The sequence below is a fragment of the Vreelandella neptunia genome (assembly GCF_000712975.1).
Taxonomy (GTDB): Bacteria; Pseudomonadota; Gammaproteobacteria; order Pseudomonadales; family Halomonadaceae; genus Vreelandella; species Vreelandella qaidamensis.
Genome location: NZ_JHQL01000006.1, coordinates 56,609 through 76,720 on the forward strand (window position 1 = coordinate 56,609; position 20,112 = coordinate 76,720).

Consider the following 20,112-nt stretch of genomic DNA (forward strand, 5'->3'; position numbering starts at 1 on the left):
AGGCACTCTCTTTTTATGTCGATTGCTATTGCAATGCAGCAACGCAGGGCGTTGGCGGCGTTTGTGCGTAATGTAACATGCTAGTACGACAAAGGTGGGAGGGACATAACTAAAGACAACAAAAAAGCGCCTTGGTGACTACCAAGGCGCCTACAAAAAGCATCGTATCTGATCAACCTCTAACAGGTTTTGGCAACCGGTCTCCGCCCTTCAACACCATCAAAAAAGAACGGGCGCAGTTTTACGCCCACCATGTTGCCGGCAAACGCCGCCACCATCCAAACCCAGCCATGCAAGCTGCCAGAGGCAATACCACTGAAGTAAGCGCCAATGTTGCAACCAAACGCCAAGCGCGCACCGTAGCCCAGCATCAGACCACCAATCACCGCCGCCAGAACAGATTTAAGCGGAATACGGAAATTAGGCGCAAAACGACCCGCTAAACTCGCAGCAGCCAGTGCTCCTAACATAATGCCAACGTTCATCACCGTCGTAATATCGCTCCACACGCTGGCCTCTAACGCTGCTGCATTACCGGGTGCTTGCCAGTAGCCCCATTGGCTAACATCACCACCAACGAGCTCAAACCCTTTCGCACCCCACAACGCGAACGCAGAGGTAATGCCCCAGGGGCGACCAGCCAAAGCTAATGTCGCGAAATTGAGTAGCGCTAGCGCCACTGCACCAGCGATCAACGGCCATGGGCCAGTTAACCAGCGCTGACTACCAGGCTTATCGACTAATGGCGCTTGCTCTAGGTGACCATGACGACGCTTTTCCATGACCACGGTAAACGCCGCAATCGCTGCAAATAGCACCAAGCTAATCGCGATTCCACCGCCAGCACCTGCCACCTTTACCAACGAAACAGGCTGAAACGCTGGCAAGCTCTGCCACCATGTAAAATGCGCCGAACCAATCACCGACCCAACAATAAAGAACAGTAGCGTGATCAACATCTGTGCATTACCGCCCCCCGCAGTAAACAGCGTGCCCGATGCACAACCGCCACCCAGCTGCATGCCAACACCGAATATAAAGGCCCCAAAAAGCACCGAGATACCAATCGGTGATACAAAGCCTCGCACCTCAGTACCAAACAGCGTGCCCGCCCCTAATGCAGGAAAAAACAGCACGACAGCGATCGCTAACATCACCATTTGGGCGCGCAAACCACGGCCTCGCCGCTCAGTAATAAACACCCGCCAAGCAGCCGTAAAGCCAAATGCCGCGTGATACAGCACCAGCCCCAACAACCCTCCAACAATCATCAACAGGCCGACATTGGCACCAAATACCACACCGATGATCACCGCGCCCAGCACGATGGCTGCTGTTGAAAACAATGGCACGCGGTAGTTTGCCGGTGCTCCTGCAGAAATCGTGGACATAGCTCACCTTCTAGCAACGCCAAAAGCGCCTGTTAGAAACAGGCGCTTGCTTGGCCAACATGAATAATGGTGTTAAGCCTAACGCTGGCGGTAGACCGCTGGAAATTCTTTATTCAGCAGTGCATATGCTTTTTAAGAATATTGTTCTGCATTCGGATATTTTTCTCGCCATGAGTAGCTTGCCAATATGCAATGATCTTAGCTACCTAGTCGCTAGAAGATAATTCGACCCAGGGCGATTTCCAGGTTGAGGCTGGGATGCTTTGGCCATGCGCTGCCATAGGTGTACCCGTTAAGGGCCGGTGGCTTGCCGAACTGTCTGGCACTCGGTGTGGCGGTGAGCGTGTGCTGCCATTGCTAGTCTTTCTAGACGCTGCGATGTTGAATCAGCTCGATGCCGGTGAGCCGCTGACTGCTGTCGCCGTCGGGTGGGTTGAACTTTATGCGAACCATGGCGCTCGGGAAGGGAGTTAGGCTTAAACACGATAAATCACGTCGAAAAGAAGTCACCACGTCGGATTTAGACACATGCACGACACAGATAGCCTTGGGTAGTCGCTACTACCTACAATGCCCAGAGAGTGGTAATCAACGAATGCCGCGTCACAAGCGCGATGGTACAGCCTACTCTGCCACCACCGCTGCCCCGTAAATACGCTGGTACTCATCGGGTAACCGTGTAGGCCGCCCATTTGAGAGAGCCACACACGCAAACCGGGTGCGTGCGTTTAGCAGCGTTTTACCGCTCTCCACACGTTTAAGCTGAAACCGACGAGTGAGGCTAAAACGCCCATCGCAAGCCACAATCCACGTCGCCAACTGCAGTTTGTCATCGACAAACGCGGGAGCCAGGTAGTCCAACTCATGGCGATGAACCACCATGGCACGATCTAGCAACTGATAATCATCAAGGGATAGCCCCAGAGCTTCAGAGTGAGCCCAACTGACCTGCTCTACCCAGCGCAAATACTCGCTGTTGTTGACGTGCTGGTAGGCATCAATGGCCTCCGGCGTCACCTTAAGCTCAATCACAAAGGGATTCGGCAATGCCCACTCCATAGTGCTGCTCCTTGTGGTTACTCCTTGATGTTATCGATTATTTTTCACACGCTCGCTAAGAAGTATCTTCGACTTAATCGCGGAATACCCGCACACCCAACGCCTTCAAATACGATGTTTCCGGGATCGCTGGATGGACGGGATGATCGGGCCCCTGGTGGCCCTGAAAAATCACCTGGCCGTGGCGGTCTTGGTGGCGAACGGCGCCACGAACCACATCAATCAAACGCTCAGGTGCAAGGTGCATGGAGCACGAGGCCGATAACAGCAAGCCATCACGGCCCAGCAGACGCATCGCTTCACGATTCAGGCGTGAGTAAGCGCGTTCCCCATTGGGAATATCCTTGCGCTTTTTGATAAACGCCGGTGGATCAAGAATGACAACGTCAAACTGTTCGCCATCGGCTTTCAGTGCCGCTAGCGCTTCAAAAGCATCACCTTCTGCTACCGCAACTTGTTCTTGCACACCATTTAGCTCGGCATTGCGAGCTACCTGATCCAGTGCAGGGGCAGAAGCATCGACACATAGTACTTCCGAGGCACCGCTAGCAGCCGCCTGCACACCCCAGCCGCCCACGTAGCTGAATACATCTAGCACACGCTTACCAGCCACTTGGCTATTCAGCCACGCGCGATTAACGCGATGATCAAAGAACCAACCTGTCTTCTGACCATTCAACACAGGTACCGCAAAAGTGACCCCGTTTTCTTCCAGCAGAACCTCATCAGGAAGGATGCCCTTTACTACTTCAACGTGAGCTTCCAGGCCCTCTTGGCGACGACCGCCCGTATCATTGCGGAATACAATGGCGCTGGGCTTTACAACTTTCTCCAACGCATCGACAATCTCTTCCGCTAACGCCTGCATACCTGCGGTATTCAGCTGCACCACCAGCACATCGCCAAAACGGTCGATAACCAGCCCTGGTAGCAAGTCGCCCTCACCGTGGATCAAACGGTAGAACGGCTTATCAAACAGACGCTGACGCAGCGCCAACGCCTGATTGAAACGGTGCACGAACAGCGATCGATCCAGGCGCATTTCTGGGTCACGCGACATTACTCGACCACAAATCAGTGAATGCGGGTTAATGTAGGCTACCCCAAGGACTTTGCCGTTTGAGGCTTCGACCAGCGCAGACTCACCCGCAACAAAGTTTTTCAACGGCGTTTCTTTAATATCTACTTCATTGGAGTAGATCCACAGATGGCCCGCTTTCAGACGGCGATCGGCATTTTTATTCAGGCGCAGGCGTTGAGTCACAACAATCTCCAAAAGAGCAATCTTACAAAGCCCATAGACTCTGAAAGCCCATAGACTCTGAAAACATAGGCAAAACAGTTAACATCACAGAGTAGCTACTACCGCTGGCATCCAGGGCAAAATACACTGGCCCGCTGACCAAGCGTGATACGTCGCAGCTCAACGCCACAGCGCAGGCAGGGTTGCCCATGGCGTCCATAAACGTTCAGTTGCTGGGCAAAGTAGCCTGGCTCGCCCTGGCCACTGACAAAATCTCGCAGCGTGGTACCGCCCTGAGTAATCGCCGCCGACAGCACCTCTTTTACCGCAATGGCCAGCTGCTGATAACGGGCTAGGGAAATTTTCCCGGCGGCGCGACGCGGGTCGATACCTGCCATAAACAGCGCTTCAGCAGCGTAAATATTACCCGCACCCACCACCACGCGGTTATCCATTAAAAAAGGCTTTACCGCAACGCGTTTATTACGGGAGGCGTTATAGAGCCAACGCCCGTTAAACGCATCATCTAACGGCTCAGGACCAAGGTGCGCTAGGCGCGTATCCAAACTACCATCGCCCTGCTGCCAGTCAACAAAACCAAATCGCCGCGGGTCGTGATACCTCAGCACATGGCCATTGGCCGTCACCACATCAACATGGTCATGTTTTTTGGGCAAATCACCAACCTTGGCAATCCGCAGGCTACCCGACATGCCTAAGTGCCACAGCAACGTGGCCTCACGCTCAGACCGCATCACGGGAATTTGCAGGTACTTAGCACGGCGCTTTAATACGCCAATCCGCGCGCCTATTAATCGATCGGCTAGATCCTCAGGCACTGGTACGCGCAAACGAGAGTGCCTTACCAACACCTCGGTAATTTCTTGCCCTTCGATATAAGGGGCAACGCCACGCCGCGTTGTTTCAACTTCAGGCAATTCGGGCATGATGAAAGCCTATGATGACAGCACAGTGACAACCACACTGTCGCCAGTGCAGTGCTGGGGTATAGGGGCATGTGTAACCAATCATACACAATAAGTGGCTAACTATCAGACATGCAAAAACCCGGCTGAGGGCCGGGTTTTTCAACAGGCACTCGCCTGCGGTGAAAGCCGATCATTGTAATCGCGATTACTTGATCTTGGCTTCCTTGTAGATAACGTGCTTACGGACGACCGGGTCGTATTTCTTGAATTCGAACTTATCCGGTGTGTTCCGCTTGTTCTTATCAGTGGTGTAGAAGTGGCCTGTACCGGCACTAGACACCAGCTTGATCTTATCGCGCATGGTTTAACTCTCCCAAAATGCTAGCTTAGATGGCGTCGCCGCGCTTGCGGATATCAGCCAGAACCGTTTCGATACCTTTCTTGTCAATAATACGCATTCCTTTAGAGGAAACGCGCAGCTTGACGAAGCGGTTTTCAGCTTCAACCCAAAAACGATGGGTGTGCAGGTTCGGCAAGAAACGACGACGTGTCTTACGCTGGGAGTGAGAAACGTTATTACCAGTTACCGGACGCTTGCCGGTAACCTGACATACTTTGGACATGAGAGCCTCCAACCGCTTGGCGAGTTGTTCAAAACTGTCGGGCAAACCGGAGCAGGGAGGGAGTCGACGCAGTTAACCGCCTAGCTGTACCCAAATCCGTTATTCAACCCAAGTTTAAAGGTGGCACTTTATACCAGAGCACCCGGCTACCAGCAAGCAAAAACGCCTAAAAATGCCAAAAAAGGCACTTTTCGGACAATTTACTTAGATAAACAGCGAGAATTTGACGTCGCACTATTTTCATTAATTGCTATAGCCAGCCGCGCTCGGCAAACGAAACCACGTCACCGTCCCCCACCACAAAATGATCAAGTACCCGCACATCAAAAAGCGCGAGGGCATCTTTTAGGCGTTCAGTGATACGTCGATCAGCATCGCTTGGCTCAGCAACACCCGACGGGTGATTGTGTGCCAGGATGACAGCACCAGCGTGTAGTTCGAGCGCACGCTTGGCAACTTCGCGGGGGTAAACGGATGCGCTGTCTAGGGTACCGCGAAATAGGGATTCATAGCGAATAATTCGATGCTGTGTATCCAAAAAAAGCACCGCAAACTCTTCATGACCCAAATGACGCAGCTGAGAGCTTAGGTAATGACGCACCAACGCCGGAGAGGTGAGCGCATTGCCGCGGGCAAGCTGGCTCGCCATGTGCCGCCTGGAAAGCTCAAGGGTCGCCTGAAGCTGAGCGAATTTGGCACTTCCAAGCCCCCTGGCTGCACAAAATTGATCCTGATCTGCTTCCAAAAGCTGCCTTAACCCACCAAAGCTGGCCAGCAGGTCCCGGGCCAAATCGACTGCCGAGCGCCCTTGAACGCCGACGCGTAAAAAAATGGCCAGAAGCTCAGCGTCTGAGAGCGCCTGCACACCCATGTTCAACAGCTTCTCTCGTGGCCGCTCACCCTCTGGCCAGTGATTGATCCCCATCGCCGCCTCCCTGCCCATGCTGACAGCACTGCCCGCGCTTGCCACTGCGCACCCTTATTGGCTTTTCCAACGTCTGGCTGAGCATGCCAAAATAACCGGCCAAATGGTATGGTACACACCTTTAACAAACGCTACATGGGACTGCCCATCATGGCCTTATTATCGCCAAGTCCATCAACATCGCTGATTGGCAAACGCCTGCTGCTCGGTGTTAGCGCCGGTATTGCGGCCTACAAAAGCGCGCTGATTGTTCGGTTACTAAAGCAGGCGGGCTGTGAGGTTCGCGTGGTGATGACCGAGGGTGCCCAAGCGTTTATCACGCCGTTAACGCTTCAAGCACTGTCAGGGGAGCCCGTACGCACCTCGCTACTTGATCCTGAGGCGGAAGCAGGCATGGGCCATATCGAGCTAGCCCGCTGGGCAGATGCGATTCTGATCGCCCCAGCCACAGCCGACTTAATCGCACGCTTGGTGCATGGCATGGCAGACGATCTGCTGACCACTCTGTGTCTGGCCTCGGAAGCCCCCAAGCTGATCGCCCCAGCCATGAATCAGGCCATGTGGCGTCACCCTGCAACCCAGCGCAACGTGAATCAGTTAGCCACCGACGGCTGGCAACTCATTGGTCCCGCTGCAGGCGACCAAGCCTGTGGCGACGTAGGGCCCGGACGAATGAGCGAACCAGACGTTATTGTTGATTTCTTAGCTCAGCACTTTGCTTCTGCTGCAAAATCACCAGCGCCAACTTCTGCGCCACACGTCGTCATCACCGCAGGTCCTACCCGCGAAGCGCTAGATCCTGTGCGCTATCTCTCCAATCACAGCTCGGGGAAGATGGGGTATGCGCTAGCCGCGCAAGCAGCAAACCAGGGGGCACGGGTGACGCTGATAAGCGGTCCGGTTACTCTACCCACCCCCAATGGCGTTGAGCGGATTGATGTGGAAACCGCCGTGCAAATGCACCATGAAGCGTTAACACTAGCGCCTCATGCAGCCCTATTTATTGGCTGTGCTGCGGTCGCCGACTACCGCGCCGCCAGCGCGGCCGAGCATAAAATCAAAAAAACTGACGACAGCGATACGCTAACGCTGACGCTGGTCAAAAACCCGGACATTATTGCCGATGTGGCCGCGCTGCCTACTGACCAACGCCCCTTGGTAGTGGGGTTTGCTGCTGAAACCCAGGAGGTCGCGCACTATGCAGAAGATAAGCTAACCCGCAAAGGGCTGGATATGATCGTAGCCAACGATGTTTCCCGGCAGGGTCTTGGCTTTGGTAGTGATAACAATGCGGCGTTACTGCTGTGGCGCACAGCGACGGGCACCAACCAACTGGACGCCCCACCGCAGCCTAAAACGCAACTAGCCGCGCTAATTATTCGTCACGCCCTATCACTGCTGCCTTCTCAACGACTATCCCAGCTTCAATCTCAACGACTATCTCAACCATCTTCTCAACCATCTTCTCAACCATCTTCTCAACCACCTTCTCAATCCTCCGGAGAATTATCATGAGCGGTTCTCGCCCACGCTTGCAGTGCAAAGTTTTGGATGAACGCCTGCACGACTACCTCCCCTCTTATGCAACAACAGGCTCAGCGGGGATGGATTTGCGAGCACTGCTAGATGAACCACTGGTACTTGCTCCCGGCGACTGTCAGCTCGTGCGGACAGGCCTTGCCATTTACATAGAAGATCCTGGCTTAGCAGGCATGATCTTGCCTCGCTCCGGGCTAGGCCATAAGCACGGCATCGTGCTGGGTAATCTTGTTGGACTGATCGACTCTGATTACCAGGGCGAACTAATGGTATCGGTTTGGAACCGTGGGCAAAGCAGCTTTACGCTATCGCCCTTTGAGCGCCTTGCTCAATATGTGCTTGTCCCGGTCGTGCAGGCGGAGCTTGCCATTGTCGATGCCTTTGACGACTCCACCCGCGGCAGCGGAGGTTTTGGTAGCACAGGTCGCCAGTAAACCAAGGCTGTTTTACCGTCAATCTAGGAGCAACAATGAACGTACCTGCGTCGATATTTCGTGCTTACGACATTCGCGGTATTGTGGACGATACGCTGAGTGAGACCACCACTGAACTCATTGGCCGGGCTATTGGCTCTGAAGCCGCAGCTCGTGGTGAGCAAACGGTCATTGTTGCGCGTGATGGACGACTCTCCGGGCCACATTTGCAAGCAGCGCTGATTCGCGGCTTAACAGCCTCTGGGCGGGATGTTATTGATATCGGCATGGTGCCAACACCTGTGCTTTATTTCGCCACCCACACACTGCCTGAAAGCTCCTCCGGGGTAATGCTAACCGGCAGTCACAACCCACCTGACTACAACGGCTTTAAAATCGTCTTAGCGGGTGAAACGCTCTCCGGCGATGCTATCACCGCCCTCTATGAGCGAATTCAAGCAAGCGACCTAACCAGCGGCCAAGGCAGTGTTCGCCAGCACGACCTACGCGCAGCGTATCTTGAAAGAATTATTAGCGATATTCACATTGAGCGCCCACTGAGTGCCGTGGTGGATTGTGGCAACGGGGTTGCCGGAGAGCTTGGCCCACAGCTTATCGAGCGCCTGGGGGTAAAAACTACCCCGTTATTTGCCGAGATTGATGGCCACTTCCCGAACCACCACCCCGACCCAGGCAAACCTGAAAACCTACGCGACTTGATCCACAGCGTTAATGAAACAGGTGCCGATATTGGCTTGGCTTTTGACGGAGACGGCGACCGCTTAGGGGTTGTCACACCAAGTGGCCGCATGATCTACCCTGATCACCTACTGATGGTGTTCGCAGCAGATATGTTGTCACGCAACCCAGGCGCTAAGGTGATCTTCGACATTAAGTGCACCGGTAACTTAGCGCGTGCCATTAGCCACGCTGGCGGCGAACCAGAGATGTGGCGAACTGGCCATTCACTCATCAAAGCGCGTATGCGCGAAACCGGTGCTGCGCTGGGCGGTGAAATGAGTGGGCATATTTTTTTCAAAGAGCGCTGGTACGGGTTTGACGACGGCCTCTACGCGGCGGCTCGCCTGCTTGAAATTCTCGCCCGCTACCCCGGCAGTGCTGATGAATTATTTGAGCAGTTTCCACAAGATATCAGTACACCTGAAATTAATATCGCGGTCGCTGATGAAGAAAAATTTGCGCTTATCAAGAAGCTTGCTAGAGAGGGCGACTTCGGCGAAGGTATCAAAACCACGATTGATGGCATTCGCGTGGACTATGCCGATGGCTGGGGACTGTGTCGAGCCTCCAACACCACACCTGCACTAGTACTGCGCTTTGAGGGTAGCGATGCCGCGGCACTTAGCCGAATAAAAGCGCGGTTTGCCAATGCGCTGGCGGAGATTTCACCAGCACTGACGATCCCTGAAACCCCAGCAGGGTAAGTACACATAACAGGGTGGATAAACAGCAAGATGAACACGACATAAGTAAAACGAGATAAAACGCAAAACAACACGCCGCATGGAAAAGCCAATGCTCGCGCTGTAATAACGGTCGCGATAAACGTAGCGACGGAAAAAAGCAAAAGGGACAACGTCATGAGTTCAACTAGCCGCGACCCCCAGGTCGTTGTGGAGGTTTTGTCAGAAGCCCTCCCCTACATCCAACAGTTTTCGGGCAAAACGGTCGTCGTTAAATATGGCGGCAACGCCATGACCGAAGACACGTTGATCGATTCATTCGCACGTAACATCGTGCTTATGAAAGAAGTCGGCATTAACCCAGTCGTGGTACATGGCGGTGGGCCACAAATTGGCAGCCTGCTGGAAAAATTGAATATTGAATCACGCTTTGTGAACGGCATGCGTGTGACCGACTCCCAAACCATGGACGTTGTGGAGATGGTGCTGGGAGGCTTGGTCAATAAAAGCATTGTTAACCTGATCAACCAAAGCGGCGGCAAAGCAATTGGCTTAACCGGAAAAGATGGCGCACAAATTCGCGCCCGCCAGTTAAAAGTAGAGCACCAAAGCCCTGAGATGACCGCACCGGAAATCATCGATATTGGTCACGTGGGTGAAGTGGAGTCTATCTCCACCGACCTTATCGAGATGCTCGCTGCCCGAGACTTTATTCCGGTAATCGCGCCTATCGGCGTCGACGGTGAAGGTAATAGCTACAACATTAACGCCGATTTAGTAGCAGGCAAGCTGGCCGAAGCGCTGAACGCTGAAAAGCTAATGCTGCTAACCAACGTCGCAGGCTTAATGAATAGCGAGGGGGAAGTCTTGACTGGTCTTTCAACCACTCAAGTCGATAGCCTAATCGCTGACGGCACTATTTACGGCGGCATGCTGCCGAAAATTCGCTGCGCGCTGGACGCGGTGAAAGGCGGCGTCAACAGCGCCCATATCATTGATGGTCGCGTTCCCCATGCCGTACTCCTGGAAATCTTTACCAATGCTGGGGTAGGCACCCTGATTACTGACGCAGGTTAACCGCGACGGAGGGATAACGTCATGAGTGACGAACAAAAACCTCGCCGCCGCGAGCAAATCCTGCAAGCCTTAGCCGTTATGTTGGAAGAGGATAGCGGTAAACGCATCACAACCGCTGCACTTGCTCGCCAGGTAGGCGTCTCCGAAGCAGCGCTGTATCGCCACTTCCCCAGTAAAGCGCGTATGTTTGAGGGTCTAATCGACTTTATTGAAGAAAGCATTTTTGCGCGCATTACCCGCATCCTGGAAGATATCCCCGATGCTACATCGCGCTGCAGCACGATTTTGACCTTACTACTGGGCTTTGCCGAGAAAAACCCTGGGCTTGCCAGGGTATTGGGTGGCGATGTTCTTACCGGCGAAACGGCGCGGCTACGCCAGCGGGTACACCAGCTTTTCGAGCGCCTGGAAACTCAACTAAAACAGGTGCTACGGGAGGCTGAACTGCGTGAAGGCTTGCGCACAAGCATTCCTGCATCCGCCGCAGCTAACCTGCTGATCGCCCAGGCAGAAGGACGTATTTCTCAATATGTGCGTAGTGACTTCAAACGCTTACCAACAGAGTATTGGGAAGATCAGTGGGCACTTCTATCTAGCCAACTGTTACGAGAAACCGTGCAACCGGCTTAGCAAGCGCTGACATATCAAGCCAGCAGCCAACCAATAAAAACGCCCCGAAAGCGCTGCCTTCGGGGCGTTTATCTAGCCTACTTACCCAATATATATACTTAAATTAAGCGGCGATAGCGTCGCCCATTTTCTGACGCAACTTTTTCATAGCGTTCTTTTCGAGCTGACGAATGCGTTCAGCGCTAACGCCATACACATCAGCTAAGTCGTGCAGTGTCGCTTTATTATCGGTCAGCCAGCGACGCTGCAAAATATCCCGCGAACGCTCATCAAGCCCCTTCAAAGCTAGCTGCAAGCGACGCGTTGAATCCTCTTCAAAGTTGCTGTCTTCTAACAGCGTTGCCGGATCGGCTGAAGCATCATCTAAAAAGTACGCCGGTGCTTGATAGGTGCTCTCTTCGTCGTCGCTAGGAGAGGCATCAAAGCCCGCATCGTAAGCCGACAAACGTCCTTCCATATCGCGCACTATTTCTGGCTTCACATCGAGATCTTTTGCAATCGCATTGACCTCATCATTATTCAGCCAGGCTAAGCGTTTTTTGGCGCTACGCAGATTAAAAAACAACTTGCGCTGCGCTTTGGTAGTGGCAATTTTGACGATTCGCCAGTTGCGAAGCACAAACTCGTGAATTTCCGCTTTGATCCAATGCACGGCAAAAGACACCAAGCGAACCCCTTGATTGGGGTCGAAGCGCTTAACGGCTTTCATCAGACCAACGTTACCTTCTTGAATCAAGTCAGCCTGTGGCAAACCGTAACCTGAATAACTACGAGCAATATGCACAACAAAACGCAGGTGCGAAAGCACCAGACGACGCGCAGCTTCCAGATCACCTTCATCGTGGAGGCGGAATGCAAGCTCACGCTCTTCATCAATGCTTAGTACGGGAATTCCGTTAACCGCCTTGATGTAGCCACCCAGATCGTGACCTGGAGAGAGCTGACCCACCGGTAGAAGACTAGTGCTCATGTGCAGGTGGTCTCCCTTAAAACCTATCGTGGTTGGTGTACTGTTAACTCTAAGACCTTAGCCTAAGCATAAGGTTCATATGACCGATGCATTCACTGCATAAGACACAAAACGGGGTAGAAATTCCCGTTAATGACCGCATAACAAACACAATTAACGCGGGCGTATGCTAGAGAGATGGCGTGTAACTGCCAGCCACGCTCCCAGCCAGCCCAGTAGTGTACTGCAAGATAGCAGAATTGTAGAGCCTGTCACGTCTAACTGCGGCAATACGAAGCTCGCGCCGTAGCTTGCAGCCAAGGCCGCCACAGGCAACGACAGCCAGTGGTTACCAAGCCCCAACAAACCCAACGCCAAAAGACCGCCACCCACACCGTACCAGGCCCCGCTGTAAAGAAAGGGTCTGCGCACAAACGCATGAGTTGCGCCTATCAGCATCACCACTTCAATTTCCCGCCGCCGACTCTCAACTGCTAGGCGAATCGTGTTGCCCACTACTAGCAGCACTCCACAGCCAAACAGCACACCAAGCGCGAGCGCTACCCGTCGCCCAAGGTCTGCTAAATGACGTAAACGCTCTACCCATGCGAGGTCTACACGTACCTCGTCTACCCCAGAGAACGCTTCCAACCGCTGTGCCAATTGCGCCATAGCCGCAGGCTCAACGCTCTGCGGGTAGATGACAATACTGGCAGGCAAGGGATTATCGTCAAGGCCCGCTAAGGTATCTTCAATCCCTAGCGACTGCTGAAACTCAGCCATCCCTTGTTCTGCACTAATAAGGCGCGTCGTTGCGACGCCCTCATCTGCCCTAACGGCTTCGTCAATACGCGCAGATTGCGCAGCGTCTACGGTCGTTTCCAGATAAACCGTGAGGGTTGCACTCTCATCCAGCTCTGCGTCTAGCAGTTTGGCGCTATCTAAGGTTAACCAAAGTGCCGCGGGTAAGACTAACGCAATAGCAATGGCCAGCATGGTGAGCAGATTGCCCACAGGGTAACGTATCAGGCGATAAAGGCTATCCATCGCCATGGCACGATGATGGCGCCCCCAGGCGCGTAAGCGGCTGCTAAAGCGTGTTTGATGTGAACGCGCCCCACGCCGCTCGGTGGATGGCTCACTGGAGGTTCTGGCCGCTTGTCGCTTACCCTTGGGAGCTACACCTGTAGAACGGGGTGTCGCAGCACGTTTCATACGGCGCCCTCATCTGCCACCAAACGTCCATCGCGCAGGCGTAAAATACGGTGGCGCAGCCGTGCGATTAACGCCAGGTCGTGACTGGCAATCATCACAGTAGTTCCAATACGATTGAAGTCTTCAAACAGCGCCATAATGTCGGCAGAAAGCTGTGGGTCAAGGTTACCGGTAGGTTCATCAGCAAGAAGCAGAGCTGGCTTATTAACCACTGCGCGCGCAATTCCCACTCGCTGCTGCTCACCGCCGGAAAGCTCTACCGGTAACGCTTTTTCACGGTGTAAAAGCCCGACTTTATCCAAGGCTGCACGAACGCGCCGCGCTGCTTCACGTGGCTCTACTCCTTGGATTTCCAGCGGCAGAGATACATTGCGAAATACGCTGCGATCAAACAGCAGTTGATGATCTTGAAACACTACACCAATCTGCCGACGGTAAAACGGCACTTGGCTGGCATGAAGCTCGGCAATATCATGCCCAGCCACCACTACACGACCACGGCTAGGCTTTTCGAGACGCATAATTAGTCGCAACAGCGAGCTTTTACCAGCACCAGAATGCCCCGTCAGGAACACCATTTCGCCTCTTGCAACGCGAAAGTTTAGGTGTGCCAGCGCCTCAAAGCGCCCTCCATAGCGCTTACCCACATGTTCAAAAGCGATCATGCGCGGCCATCATCCCCTTGCCGGTCAAACAGCGCGTTAACAAAGTCATCTGCCTCAAAGGGGCGAAGATCATCAAGCCCTTCGCCCACGCCAATAAAGCGAATCGGTGTTTTTAGCTGCTTCGCCAATGCAAAAATAATCCCACCTTTAGCGGTACCGTCCAGCTTGGTCAGAGTAATACCACTGATAGGCACGGCGTCGTTAAATGTACTGGCCTGAGAAATGGCATTTTGCCCAGTGCCCGCATCCAGCACTAACATCACCTCATGGGGAGCGGTGCTATCCAGTTTCTGCATGACCCGATGCACTTTTTTTAGTTCTTCCATCAGATGGCTCTTGTTGTGCAGCCGCCCTGCTGTATCGGCAATCAGCACATCTACGCCACGTGCTTTGGCAGCTGCCACCGCATCGTAGATCACTGACGCGCTATCAGCACCAGTATGCTGCGCAATTACCGGCGCGTTGTTACGCTCACCCCACACCTTAAGCTGCTCAACCGCCGCTGCCCGGAAAGTGTCACCGGCAGCGAGCATGACGCTTTTACCTTCACGTTGAAAACGTTGGGTCAGCTTGCCGATTGTCGTCGTTTTACCTACGCCGTTAACACCTACCACGAGGATGACAAAAGGCCCATCGCTCTGTTTTTCAAAATTTAGCGGTGCCGCTACCGGCGCTAGCATTGTTGCCAGCTCCTCCTGCAAACCACGATATAGCGCTTCAGGATTATTCAGTTCTTTACGCGAAACGCGCGCCTCAAGGCGCTCAATAATCTCGCTAGTGGCTTCAATGCCGACATCCGCCATCAGCAGTTGGGTCTCAAGATCTTCCAACAGCTCATCATCAATCTGCTTTTTGCCTAAAAACAGATCTGCAATGCCATCCGTTAGATTGGCGCGGGTTTTGCCTAGCCCTGATTTAATACGAGCGAACCAGCCTTTCTTTTCCCCTTTTTCTGCCACTGGCTTCTCTTGAAGAGCCGGTTTAGGTGCAGGCATTGCGGCGGGTTCTGGTTCTGGTTCTGGTTCTGGTTCTGGTTCTGGTTCTGGTTCTGGTTCTGGTTCTGGCTCTGGCTCTGGCTCTGGCTCTGAAACAGCCTCTACTGCAGGCTCAGGCTCTTGCACCTGCTCTCTAGCAGATGCTTTTTCAGCCTCTTCTTCGACAGTCGTCGCGAGCTCAGCGGCTGATGTTGCTGAAGCAACGGCTTCCTCCGTTGGCGTGCCCTGCTCTGTTTTATGCTCTAGCTTAGACTCTTTAGTAGGCTCTGCGTCACCATGCGCCTCTTGTGAAAGCGCTTGCTGATCTTGCTGCTCCTGCGGGGAGTCGTGCTTTTTCTTACGTTTGAAAAAACCGAACATAGGTGTCATCCGACTTAATAGGTGAACATTGCGATTATCCTACCATCGCAGACCAAGACTTTGGATAAGTAGCCCGCTACAATCCATGTTATGAAACGACAACGCTCTTCTCGCTCCTCTACTTCTTCTCGTTCCGCTACTTCTCGCTCTTCAGTAGCGCGGCGTGGGCCTGTCAAGCCGCCAGGTAAGCTACGCATTATCGGCGGTGATTTTCGTCGTCGCCAACTGCCAGTGCTTGACCACCCGGGGCTACGCCCAACCCCTGATCGCGTGCGTGAAACGCTGTTTAACTGGCTTGGCCAACACTTGTTTAACAAACGTGTGTTAGATCTCTTTGCAGGCACGGGAGCACTCGGCTTTGAAGCCCTCTCCCGAGGCGCTAATCACGTTACGTTTATCGAGCGTGATGCTCGGGTAGCCGCGCTAATTGGTGAAAATATTATCACTCTTGGAGCTAGCAATGGCCGGGTGGTCAATTCCGATGCTCTGATATTTCTTGATCAACCTAGTCAACCTAGTGACGTGATTTTTCTTGATCCGCCCTTCTATCAAGGCTTGGCAGCGTCCTGCTGCGCTATGTTAGAAGCAAATAACTGGCTGACCGACGAAGCCATGATCTACCTAGAAACTGAAAATTCGCTCTCTCCGGAGGTGCCTGCTAATTGGCAGCTGTACCGAGAAACTCAAGCTGGGGAAAGCGCTGCCCGGCTCTACGTTCGTAAACCCGTGTAAACTGCGCTTGCCGCCATCTTGCAGCGGCGTTACGCTCGCCCAACTGAATTACGATTTCATCCCCGTTATGACAGGCAATGTGCCTGTCGACATTGCTGGAGGTAGGCATGAGCCTTGAGTTATTTAACCAGTTGGAACAGAAAGTCACCGACACCGTAGAGGCGTTGGAATTGATGAAGCTTGAAAATGAAGAGCTGCGTAGCGAAAACGCCCAGCTTAAACAGGAGCGTGAGGAGTGGGGGCGTCGGCTACAGGGCGTGCTCAGCAAGTTTGAAAGCATGGACAGCGATAGCATTTCTTAAAGCAACAGCGACATCAATAACGCATCTTCTCGCCCGGCCTCGCCCTGTGCAGCCGGGTAGTAGTTTCGGCGACGTCCATCTTCATGAAACCCATAATGTCGATAGAGCTTTATTGCGCGCTGATTACTTACCCGCACTTCCAGCAATAAGCGCTCGCTTTGCCACTGCCTTGCGCAGGCAACCACTTCACTAAGCAGTTTATAGCCGACTCTCTGGCCTTGCTCCTGGGGAAGCACGCCAATCGCTTGAAGCTCTGCTTCAAACGGCAAACGAGCCACCATGGCATAGCCAATCAATGGTTCTTGCTGCCAGTAACCAATTACCTGTGAATTCGCGTCTGCTAACGCATTGCGAAGATGCGGCAAGCCTATACCACTGTTAGCTTGTGCTTCTAATGCCTGTAGCTCAGCGCTGTCAGCAATACTTAATTGGCGTATCACTAGCAGTTGGCCTCACTACGCCACTGTTTGCCAAGCGAGGCAAGCTCAGGCCAAAGCTCACGTTTGGTACTCCCATGCTGGGCAATTGTATTCAGAGCAGGACCTTGCCACACGGGCAGCGACAACGTTTGGCTATGCTGCTGGCTAACCGCCATAACCCGCACCAGGGGTGAATCGTCGGGTAATTCGTCAGCGCCCCACCATAGCAGGCGCTCCAACTGCCACCCTTGCCTGCCTGCAGCACCTGCAATAAAGGCAGCCATCCCGTCCTGTGCTTCTTCCAATGGCTCTTCTGGTGTAAAGGCATTCGCCATCGGTGGCCATTTAAAGTATGTCACCACAGGCATCTCGCCGCTCAACACACCCGCCGCTCGTAGCATATTGGCCAGTAGCTGCTGCTCAACAGGCGTTATTTCACCCTCATGGAGACTTAACCAGCGCCCGCCCACACAAACACAAGAAAGACTGAATGTTAGCGGTTTAGCTTTGCTAACAGCCTGTTCTTGCTGCGTAGAACTCCCCTGCACAGAATTTATCTGTACAGAACTTTCCTGTGTAGAACCTTCCTGTGTAGAACCTTCCTGCCCAGAACTTTCCTGCACAGACCTTTCAGCCGTAAAATTTTCCTGTGTCGAAGTAACCGTGGCTACGGCTGGCTTGCTGTCAGGTACAGGCGGTTGACCAAGCAGCGCGCGCACTGCCGCAGGGGCCGAAGAGGAGCCAGTACTAGCCGCTCTGGAAGCGCTATTGATAACTGATGACTGGCTACGCGGGCGCGGTGCAGGTGCATCGTCCAATAGCGCGTGAAGCCGCTCTCGTGGTGGAGTGGCAACCGGCGCATCCTCCCACTCGCACGCCTCTGTGGGGCACGCATGGGGTAGCTGATATTTGGATGCCCAGACAGTGATGCCCATCGCCTCCAAATATTGTCTGCGAACAGCCTCTGGTGTCACTGCCCACCGCCACGGCAGTTAGGCGAGTTAGGGCGTTCGCCACCACGTGCCTGCCACTCTTTTGGGGTGTACAGATGTAGCGCCAACGCATGTACTGGGCCAGACAGCTCATCGGCGAGCAGTGCATAAATTTGCTGATGCCGCTTTACCGGCATCATGCCATCAAAGTTGTCGCTGACTAGCGTCACTTTAAAGTGCGTCTCAGAATTAGCCGGCACGTTATGCATGTGGCTTTCGTTTTCTACGTGCAGCACGTCGGGCGTTAACGCCGCTAACTTCTGCTCAATCTGTGTCTGCATCGCCATGAGTACTCTCTCCTTCAGTCAGCCATTGCCTTATTGTACGCCGTTACTTGCTAACAGACGATGCCCGCCGCTCATTGAGAGCACGCTGAGCTAACGCCACTCGAGAAAGGCTGGCTACCAGCGCTAGCAGCGTGGTGCCCGCCCCTAACCATAGGGTAACTTGCATTGGAGAACCCAACGCCAGTGCTGCCCCCACCAATGCCACGCCAAACGATTGGCCAACGGTACGAGTGGTGCTCATCACGCCAGAGACATTAGCGCTACGCTCGGGTGGCAAGCTACCCATCATTTCGCGGTTATTCGGTGGCTGAAATAGACCAAACCCAATACCACATAAAGCGGTGCGCCACAGACTGCCTGCTACTCCAGTGGATTCATCCACCAGCGCGAGCGCCACTAATCCCATCATCAGCAGCATTAAGCCTGCGCTTGAAAGCACACTGGGATTGACCCGGTCAGCTAAGCGGCCTGCCAGGGGGCCGACCACCATAATCGCTAGCGGCCAAGGGGTGAACAACCACGCCGTTTCCAGCGGCGAGAACCCCATCTGCTCCTGGTAAAAAAATGACAGCGCAACAAACGTTAACCCTTGGCCGATAAACGCTAAGCCCGAGGCTGAAACGGCTAATGTAAAGCGCCTTTCAGCAAAGATGCTCAGCGGCAGCAGCGGATAAGATGCGTAGCGCTGGCGTTGAATAAACAGCGCACAAGCCAGCACAGCTACCACTGCCCAGCCACCGCTTTGCCATAGCGGTGCAGCGTGGCCCACCGCATCCATGGCGAGAAAGAAGCTCGCTAGCATCAGCATAGAGAGCAACGCACCCAGCACATCAAAGCTGCCCTGGCGCGGTTTATCGCGGGGCAATGCGCGATAGGCAAGCCATAAGGAACACACGCCAAGGGGAACATTAAGTGCGAACAACCAAGGCCAGTCGGCAAACGAGAGGATAACGCCGCTTAATGTTGGCCCTGCCGCGTAGCCACCGGCCACCACTAACGCACTGAGCCCCAGCGCGCTGCCCAACAAGCGTGACGGAAAAATTGCCCGATACAGCGACGGGCCAATGGACAGGGTGGCCGCCGCCCCTAACCCCTGTAAAGCTCGAAATACCAGTAGCGTTTCTAAATTACGCGACAGCGCCGCCCCTAACGCCGCGAAAACAAAGGTAGCCAAACCGAACAAATAGAGCCGCCTGCGGGTAATCAGCTCACTTATGCCTGCAAACACTAATAAGAACGCCGCGCAGACCACTTGGAATAAATTAGTGATCCATACCGCTCTGGAGGCAGGCACATTAAGATCAGCGGCTATCGTCGGGAGAGCTAGGTTGATCATGGTGGTATCAACCACCGCCATCAACGTGCCTGTGACTAGCGCCAGCACGGCTAGCGCACGCGCAGGCCCTGGCAAACCATCGTCACCGGCACGAGTTTCAAACAATCTCATGGTGGACAGTTCCTAAACAGCACCATTAAAAACAGCAAAACCGGCCGGAGCCGGTTCTACAATGCGCATATATCAAGACGCCAATACGCTAGTCTTGCTCGTTATCGAGCAGCAGTGCGTCATCAACGTCAGAAATCTCAAGTGCGGTTTCATCGTCAAGATCAATCGCAAGATAGCTATGCTCAATGCGAACAAATGCTTGAAACAGTGACCAGTCTAGCTTTTCCGGCCATTGGCGCTCATCCTCTTCCCAAGCACGCAGCTCGGTCTCCAGGATTTCTGCGTAGCGCTCACGCACGAACGTCTCAAGCGCTTCTGGGGTATCCATCTCGGGGATAAGGTACACCGTGCTTTCACGTTCGACGTCGTCCAGGGTCAGGTCGTCGTCTCCCATGGTGGGTTCGAGCGCATTGATCCAGTCCACGAAGGTCTGGGTCGGCCTGACGCTCAGGGCAGAGCGATTTAGCAGTTTCATGGGATTCTCCTCGCCGTCGAA

Annotated in this window: 24 protein-coding genes; 8 read left to right on the top strand and 16 right to left on the bottom strand. The window is 53.8% G+C overall.

Annotated features, from left to right (window positions below; translation table 11 throughout):
* Positions 1–179: 179 nt before the first annotated feature.
* On the bottom strand, positions 180–1,391 hold the full coding sequence (locus CR46_RS0115965; RefSeq protein WP_030074353.1) for a YeeE/YedE family protein: 1,212 nt from the start codon (positions 1,389–1,391) through the stop codon (positions 180–182).
* Between the two features lie 258 nt (positions 1,392–1,649).
* Here CR46_RS0115965 and CR46_RS0115970 point away from each other — a divergent pair, with 258 nt between their 5' ends.
* Positions 1,650–1,865 (top strand): hypothetical protein, encoded by a 216-nt coding sequence (locus CR46_RS0115970; protein ID WP_030074354.1) that lies wholly within the window; start codon positions 1,650–1,652, stop codon positions 1,863–1,865.
* A 150-nt stretch (positions 1,866–2,015) separates the two neighbouring features.
* Here CR46_RS0115970 and CR46_RS0115975 read toward each other — a convergent pair whose 3' ends face one another.
* From CR46_RS0115975 to radC, 6 genes are all read right to left on the bottom strand, one after another.
* The gene (locus tag CR46_RS0115975; protein WP_030074355.1) at positions 2,016–2,450 is read right to left on the bottom strand and encodes an acyl-CoA thioesterase; all 435 of its coding nucleotides are present in this window, start codon (positions 2,448–2,450) and stop codon (positions 2,016–2,018) included.
* Positions 2,451–2,523: 73 nt separating this feature from the next.
* Entirely contained in the window at positions 2,524–3,714 is a 1,191-nt protein-coding gene (locus CR46_RS0115980) for a class I SAM-dependent rRNA methyltransferase (RefSeq protein WP_030074356.1), read from the bottom strand.
* Between the two features lie 98 nt (positions 3,715–3,812).
* Positions 3,813–4,640: a bifunctional DNA-formamidopyrimidine glycosylase/DNA-(apurinic or apyrimidinic site) lyase gene (mutM, locus tag CR46_RS0115985; protein ID WP_030074357.1), complete on the bottom strand. Its 828-nt coding sequence runs from the start codon at positions 4,638–4,640 to the stop codon at positions 3,813–3,815.
* A gap of 187 nt (positions 4,641–4,827) precedes the next feature.
* The gene (gene rpmG / locus CR46_RS0115990; RefSeq protein ID WP_009098622.1) at positions 4,828–4,983 is read right to left on the bottom strand and encodes a 50S ribosomal protein L33; all 156 of its coding nucleotides are present in this window, start codon (positions 4,981–4,983) and stop codon (positions 4,828–4,830) included.
* 25 nt (positions 4,984–5,008) lie between these two features.
* Entirely contained in the window at positions 5,009–5,245 is a 237-nt protein-coding gene (gene rpmB, locus CR46_RS0115995) for a 50S ribosomal protein L28 (protein ID WP_009724126.1), read from the bottom strand.
* Between the two features lie 250 nt (positions 5,246–5,495).
* Complete coding sequence (gene radC, locus CR46_RS0116000; RefSeq protein ID WP_030074358.1) at positions 5,496–6,170, bottom strand: RadC family protein; 675 nt, start codon at positions 6,168–6,170, stop codon at positions 5,496–5,498.
* A 150-nt stretch (positions 6,171–6,320) separates the two neighbouring features.
* Between radC and coaBC the strand changes: the two genes are divergently transcribed.
* The 5 genes from coaBC to slmA all read left to right on the top strand — a co-directional run bounded on the left by coaBC (position 6,321) and on the right by slmA (position 11,253).
* A complete protein-coding gene (gene coaBC / locus CR46_RS0116005) occupies positions 6,321–7,685 on the top strand; it encodes a bifunctional phosphopantothenoylcysteine decarboxylase/phosphopantothenate--cysteine ligase CoaBC (protein WP_232222405.1) in 1,365 nt (454 codons plus the stop codon).
* Positions 7,682–8,143, top strand: a complete 462-nt coding sequence (dut, locus tag CR46_RS0116010; protein WP_030074362.1) for a dUTP diphosphatase — start codon at positions 7,682–7,684, stop codon at positions 8,141–8,143. The genes coaBC and dut overlap by 4 nt, the downstream gene beginning before the upstream one ends.
* Positions 8,144–8,178: 35 nt before the next feature.
* Positions 8,179–9,567, top strand: a complete 1,389-nt coding sequence (locus CR46_RS0116015; RefSeq protein ID WP_030074364.1) for a phosphomannomutase/phosphoglucomutase — start codon at positions 8,179–8,181, stop codon at positions 9,565–9,567.
* Positions 9,568–9,723: 156 nt separating this feature from the next.
* Positions 9,724–10,623, top strand: coding sequence for an acetylglutamate kinase (gene argB, locus CR46_RS0116020; protein ID WP_030074366.1), 900 nt, complete (start codon positions 9,724–9,726; stop codon positions 10,621–10,623).
* Between the two features lie 21 nt (positions 10,624–10,644).
* Positions 10,645–11,253, top strand: coding sequence for a nucleoid occlusion factor SlmA (gene slmA, locus CR46_RS0116025; protein WP_030074368.1), 609 nt, complete (start codon positions 10,645–10,647; stop codon positions 11,251–11,253).
* A 103-nt stretch (positions 11,254–11,356) separates the two neighbouring features.
* Here the strand turns inward: slmA and rpoH are convergent, their stop codons facing one another.
* The 4 genes from rpoH to ftsY all read right to left on the bottom strand — a co-directional run bounded on the left by rpoH (position 11,357) and on the right by ftsY (position 15,437).
* Positions 11,357–12,223: an RNA polymerase sigma factor RpoH gene (gene rpoH / locus CR46_RS0116030; protein ID WP_030074371.1), complete on the bottom strand. Its 867-nt coding sequence runs from the start codon at positions 12,221–12,223 to the stop codon at positions 11,357–11,359.
* A gap of 153 nt (positions 12,224–12,376) precedes the next feature.
* Positions 12,377–13,417: a permease-like cell division protein FtsX gene (ftsX, locus tag CR46_RS0116035; protein ID WP_030074373.1), complete on the bottom strand. Its 1,041-nt coding sequence runs from the start codon at positions 13,415–13,417 to the stop codon at positions 12,377–12,379.
* A complete protein-coding gene (ftsE, locus tag CR46_RS0116040) occupies positions 13,414–14,082 on the bottom strand; it encodes a cell division ATP-binding protein FtsE (RefSeq protein WP_009724117.1) in 669 nt (222 codons plus the stop codon). The genes ftsX and ftsE overlap by 4 nt, the downstream gene beginning before the upstream one ends.
* On the bottom strand, positions 14,079–15,437 hold the full coding sequence (gene ftsY, locus CR46_RS0116045; RefSeq protein WP_030074377.1) for a signal recognition particle-docking protein FtsY: 1,359 nt from the start codon (positions 15,435–15,437) through the stop codon (positions 14,079–14,081). Before ftsY ends, ftsE begins: the two co-directional genes overlap by 4 nt.
* A 90-nt stretch (positions 15,438–15,527) precedes the next feature.
* On the opposite strand from ftsY, the gene rsmD reads away from it, so the two are divergent.
* Positions 15,528–16,169 carry a 16S rRNA (guanine(966)-N(2))-methyltransferase RsmD gene (gene rsmD / locus CR46_RS0116050; RefSeq protein WP_030074379.1) on the top strand — a complete coding sequence of 214 codons (642 nt, stop codon included), beginning with the start codon at positions 15,528–15,530 and terminating at the stop codon, positions 16,167–16,169.
* Between the two features lie 107 nt (positions 16,170–16,276).
* On the top strand, positions 16,277–16,471 hold the full coding sequence (locus CR46_RS0116055; RefSeq protein ID WP_030074380.1) for a cell division protein ZapB: 195 nt from the start codon (positions 16,277–16,279) through the stop codon (positions 16,469–16,471).
* Here the strand turns inward: CR46_RS0116055 and rimI are convergent.
* The 5 genes from rimI to CR46_RS0116080 all read right to left on the bottom strand — a co-directional run bounded on the left by rimI (position 16,468) and on the right by CR46_RS0116080 (position 20,091).
* On the bottom strand, positions 16,468–16,911 hold the full coding sequence (gene rimI / locus CR46_RS0116060; RefSeq protein WP_030074381.1) for a ribosomal protein S18-alanine N-acetyltransferase: 444 nt from the start codon (positions 16,909–16,911) through the stop codon (positions 16,468–16,470). The genes CR46_RS0116055 and rimI overlap by 4 nt on opposite strands.
* Complete coding sequence (locus tag CR46_RS0116065; protein ID WP_232222406.1) at positions 16,911–17,825, bottom strand: hypothetical protein; 915 nt, start codon at positions 17,823–17,825, stop codon at positions 16,911–16,913. Before CR46_RS0116065 ends, rimI begins: the two co-directional genes overlap by 1 nt.
* A 35-nt stretch (positions 17,826–17,860) precedes the next feature.
* Entirely contained in the window at positions 17,861–18,169 is a 309-nt protein-coding gene (locus CR46_RS0116070; RefSeq protein ID WP_030074384.1) for a BolA family protein, read from the bottom strand.
* Between the two features lie 43 nt (positions 18,170–18,212).
* On the bottom strand, positions 18,213–19,616 hold the full coding sequence (locus CR46_RS0116075; protein ID WP_030074386.1) for an MFS transporter: 1,404 nt from the start codon (positions 19,614–19,616) through the stop codon (positions 18,213–18,215).
* An 88-nt stretch (positions 19,617–19,704) separates the two neighbouring features.
* Positions 19,705–20,091 carry a hypothetical protein gene (locus tag CR46_RS0116080; RefSeq protein ID WP_030074387.1) on the bottom strand — a complete coding sequence of 129 codons (387 nt, stop codon included), beginning with the start codon at positions 20,089–20,091 and terminating at the stop codon, positions 19,705–19,707.
* Positions 20,092–20,112 lie beyond the last annotated feature (21 nt).

What these genes read in the sequence shown, in the direction of transcription:
- CR46_RS0116070 (WP_030074384.1), bottom strand. Translation starts at nt 18,169, where the DNA reads ATGGCGATGCAGACACAGATTGAGCAGAAGTTAGCGGCGTTAACGCCC.
- mutM (WP_030074357.1), bottom strand. Translation starts at nt 4,640, where the DNA reads ATGCCCGAATTGCCTGAAGTTGAAACAACGCGGCGTGGCGTTGCCCCT.
- rsmD (WP_030074379.1), top strand. Translation starts at nt 15,528, where the DNA reads ATGAAACGACAACGCTCTTCTCGCTCCTCTACTTCTTCTCGTTCCGCT.
- slmA (WP_030074368.1), top strand. Translation starts at nt 10,645, where the DNA reads ATGAGTGACGAACAAAAACCTCGCCGCCGCGAGCAAATCCTGCAAGCC.
- CR46_RS0115965 (WP_030074353.1), bottom strand. Translation starts at nt 1,391, where the DNA reads ATGTCCACGATTTCTGCAGGAGCACCGGCAAACTACCGCGTGCCATTG.
- CR46_RS0116065 (WP_232222406.1), bottom strand. Translation starts at nt 17,825, where the DNA reads ATGGGCATCACTGTCTGGGCATCCAAATATCAGCTACCCCATGCGTGC.
- CR46_RS0116075 (WP_030074386.1), bottom strand. Translation starts at nt 19,616, where the DNA reads ATGAGATTGTTTGAAACTCGTGCCGGTGACGATGGTTTGCCAGGGCCT.
- ftsX (WP_030074373.1), bottom strand. Translation starts at nt 13,417, where the DNA reads ATGAAACGTGCTGCGACACCCCGTTCTACAGGTGTAGCTCCCAAGGGT.
- rpoH (WP_030074371.1), bottom strand. Translation starts at nt 12,223, where the DNA reads ATGAGCACTAGTCTTCTACCGGTGGGTCAGCTCTCTCCAGGTCACGAT.
- radC (WP_030074358.1), bottom strand. Translation starts at nt 6,170, where the DNA reads ATGGGGATCAATCACTGGCCAGAGGGTGAGCGGCCACGAGAGAAGCTG.
- ftsE (WP_009724117.1), bottom strand. Translation starts at nt 14,082, where the DNA reads ATGATCGCTTTTGAACATGTGGGTAAGCGCTATGGAGGGCGCTTTGAG.
- CR46_RS0116055 (WP_030074380.1), top strand. Translation starts at nt 16,277, where the DNA reads ATGAGCCTTGAGTTATTTAACCAGTTGGAACAGAAAGTCACCGACACC.
- CR46_RS0116015 (WP_030074364.1), top strand. Translation starts at nt 8,179, where the DNA reads ATGAACGTACCTGCGTCGATATTTCGTGCTTACGACATTCGCGGTATT.
- rpmB (WP_009724126.1), bottom strand. Translation starts at nt 5,245, where the DNA reads ATGTCCAAAGTATGTCAGGTTACCGGCAAGCGTCCGGTAACTGGTAAT.
- dut (WP_030074362.1), top strand. Translation starts at nt 7,682, where the DNA reads ATGAGCGGTTCTCGCCCACGCTTGCAGTGCAAAGTTTTGGATGAACGC.
- CR46_RS0115970 (WP_030074354.1), top strand. Translation starts at nt 1,650, where the DNA reads ATGCTTTGGCCATGCGCTGCCATAGGTGTACCCGTTAAGGGCCGGTGG.
- rpmG (WP_009098622.1), bottom strand. Translation starts at nt 4,983, where the DNA reads ATGCGCGATAAGATCAAGCTGGTGTCTAGTGCCGGTACAGGCCACTTC.
- argB (WP_030074366.1), top strand. Translation starts at nt 9,724, where the DNA reads ATGAGTTCAACTAGCCGCGACCCCCAGGTCGTTGTGGAGGTTTTGTCA.
- CR46_RS0115975 (WP_030074355.1), bottom strand. Translation starts at nt 2,450, where the DNA reads ATGGAGTGGGCATTGCCGAATCCCTTTGTGATTGAGCTTAAGGTGACG.
- ftsY (WP_030074377.1), bottom strand. Translation starts at nt 15,437, where the DNA reads ATGTTCGGTTTTTTCAAACGTAAGAAAAAGCACGACTCCCCGCAGGAG.
- coaBC (WP_232222405.1), top strand. Translation starts at nt 6,321, where the DNA reads ATGGCCTTATTATCGCCAAGTCCATCAACATCGCTGATTGGCAAACGC.
- CR46_RS0116080 (WP_030074387.1), bottom strand. Translation starts at nt 20,091, where the DNA reads ATGAAACTGCTAAATCGCTCTGCCCTGAGCGTCAGGCCGACCCAGACC.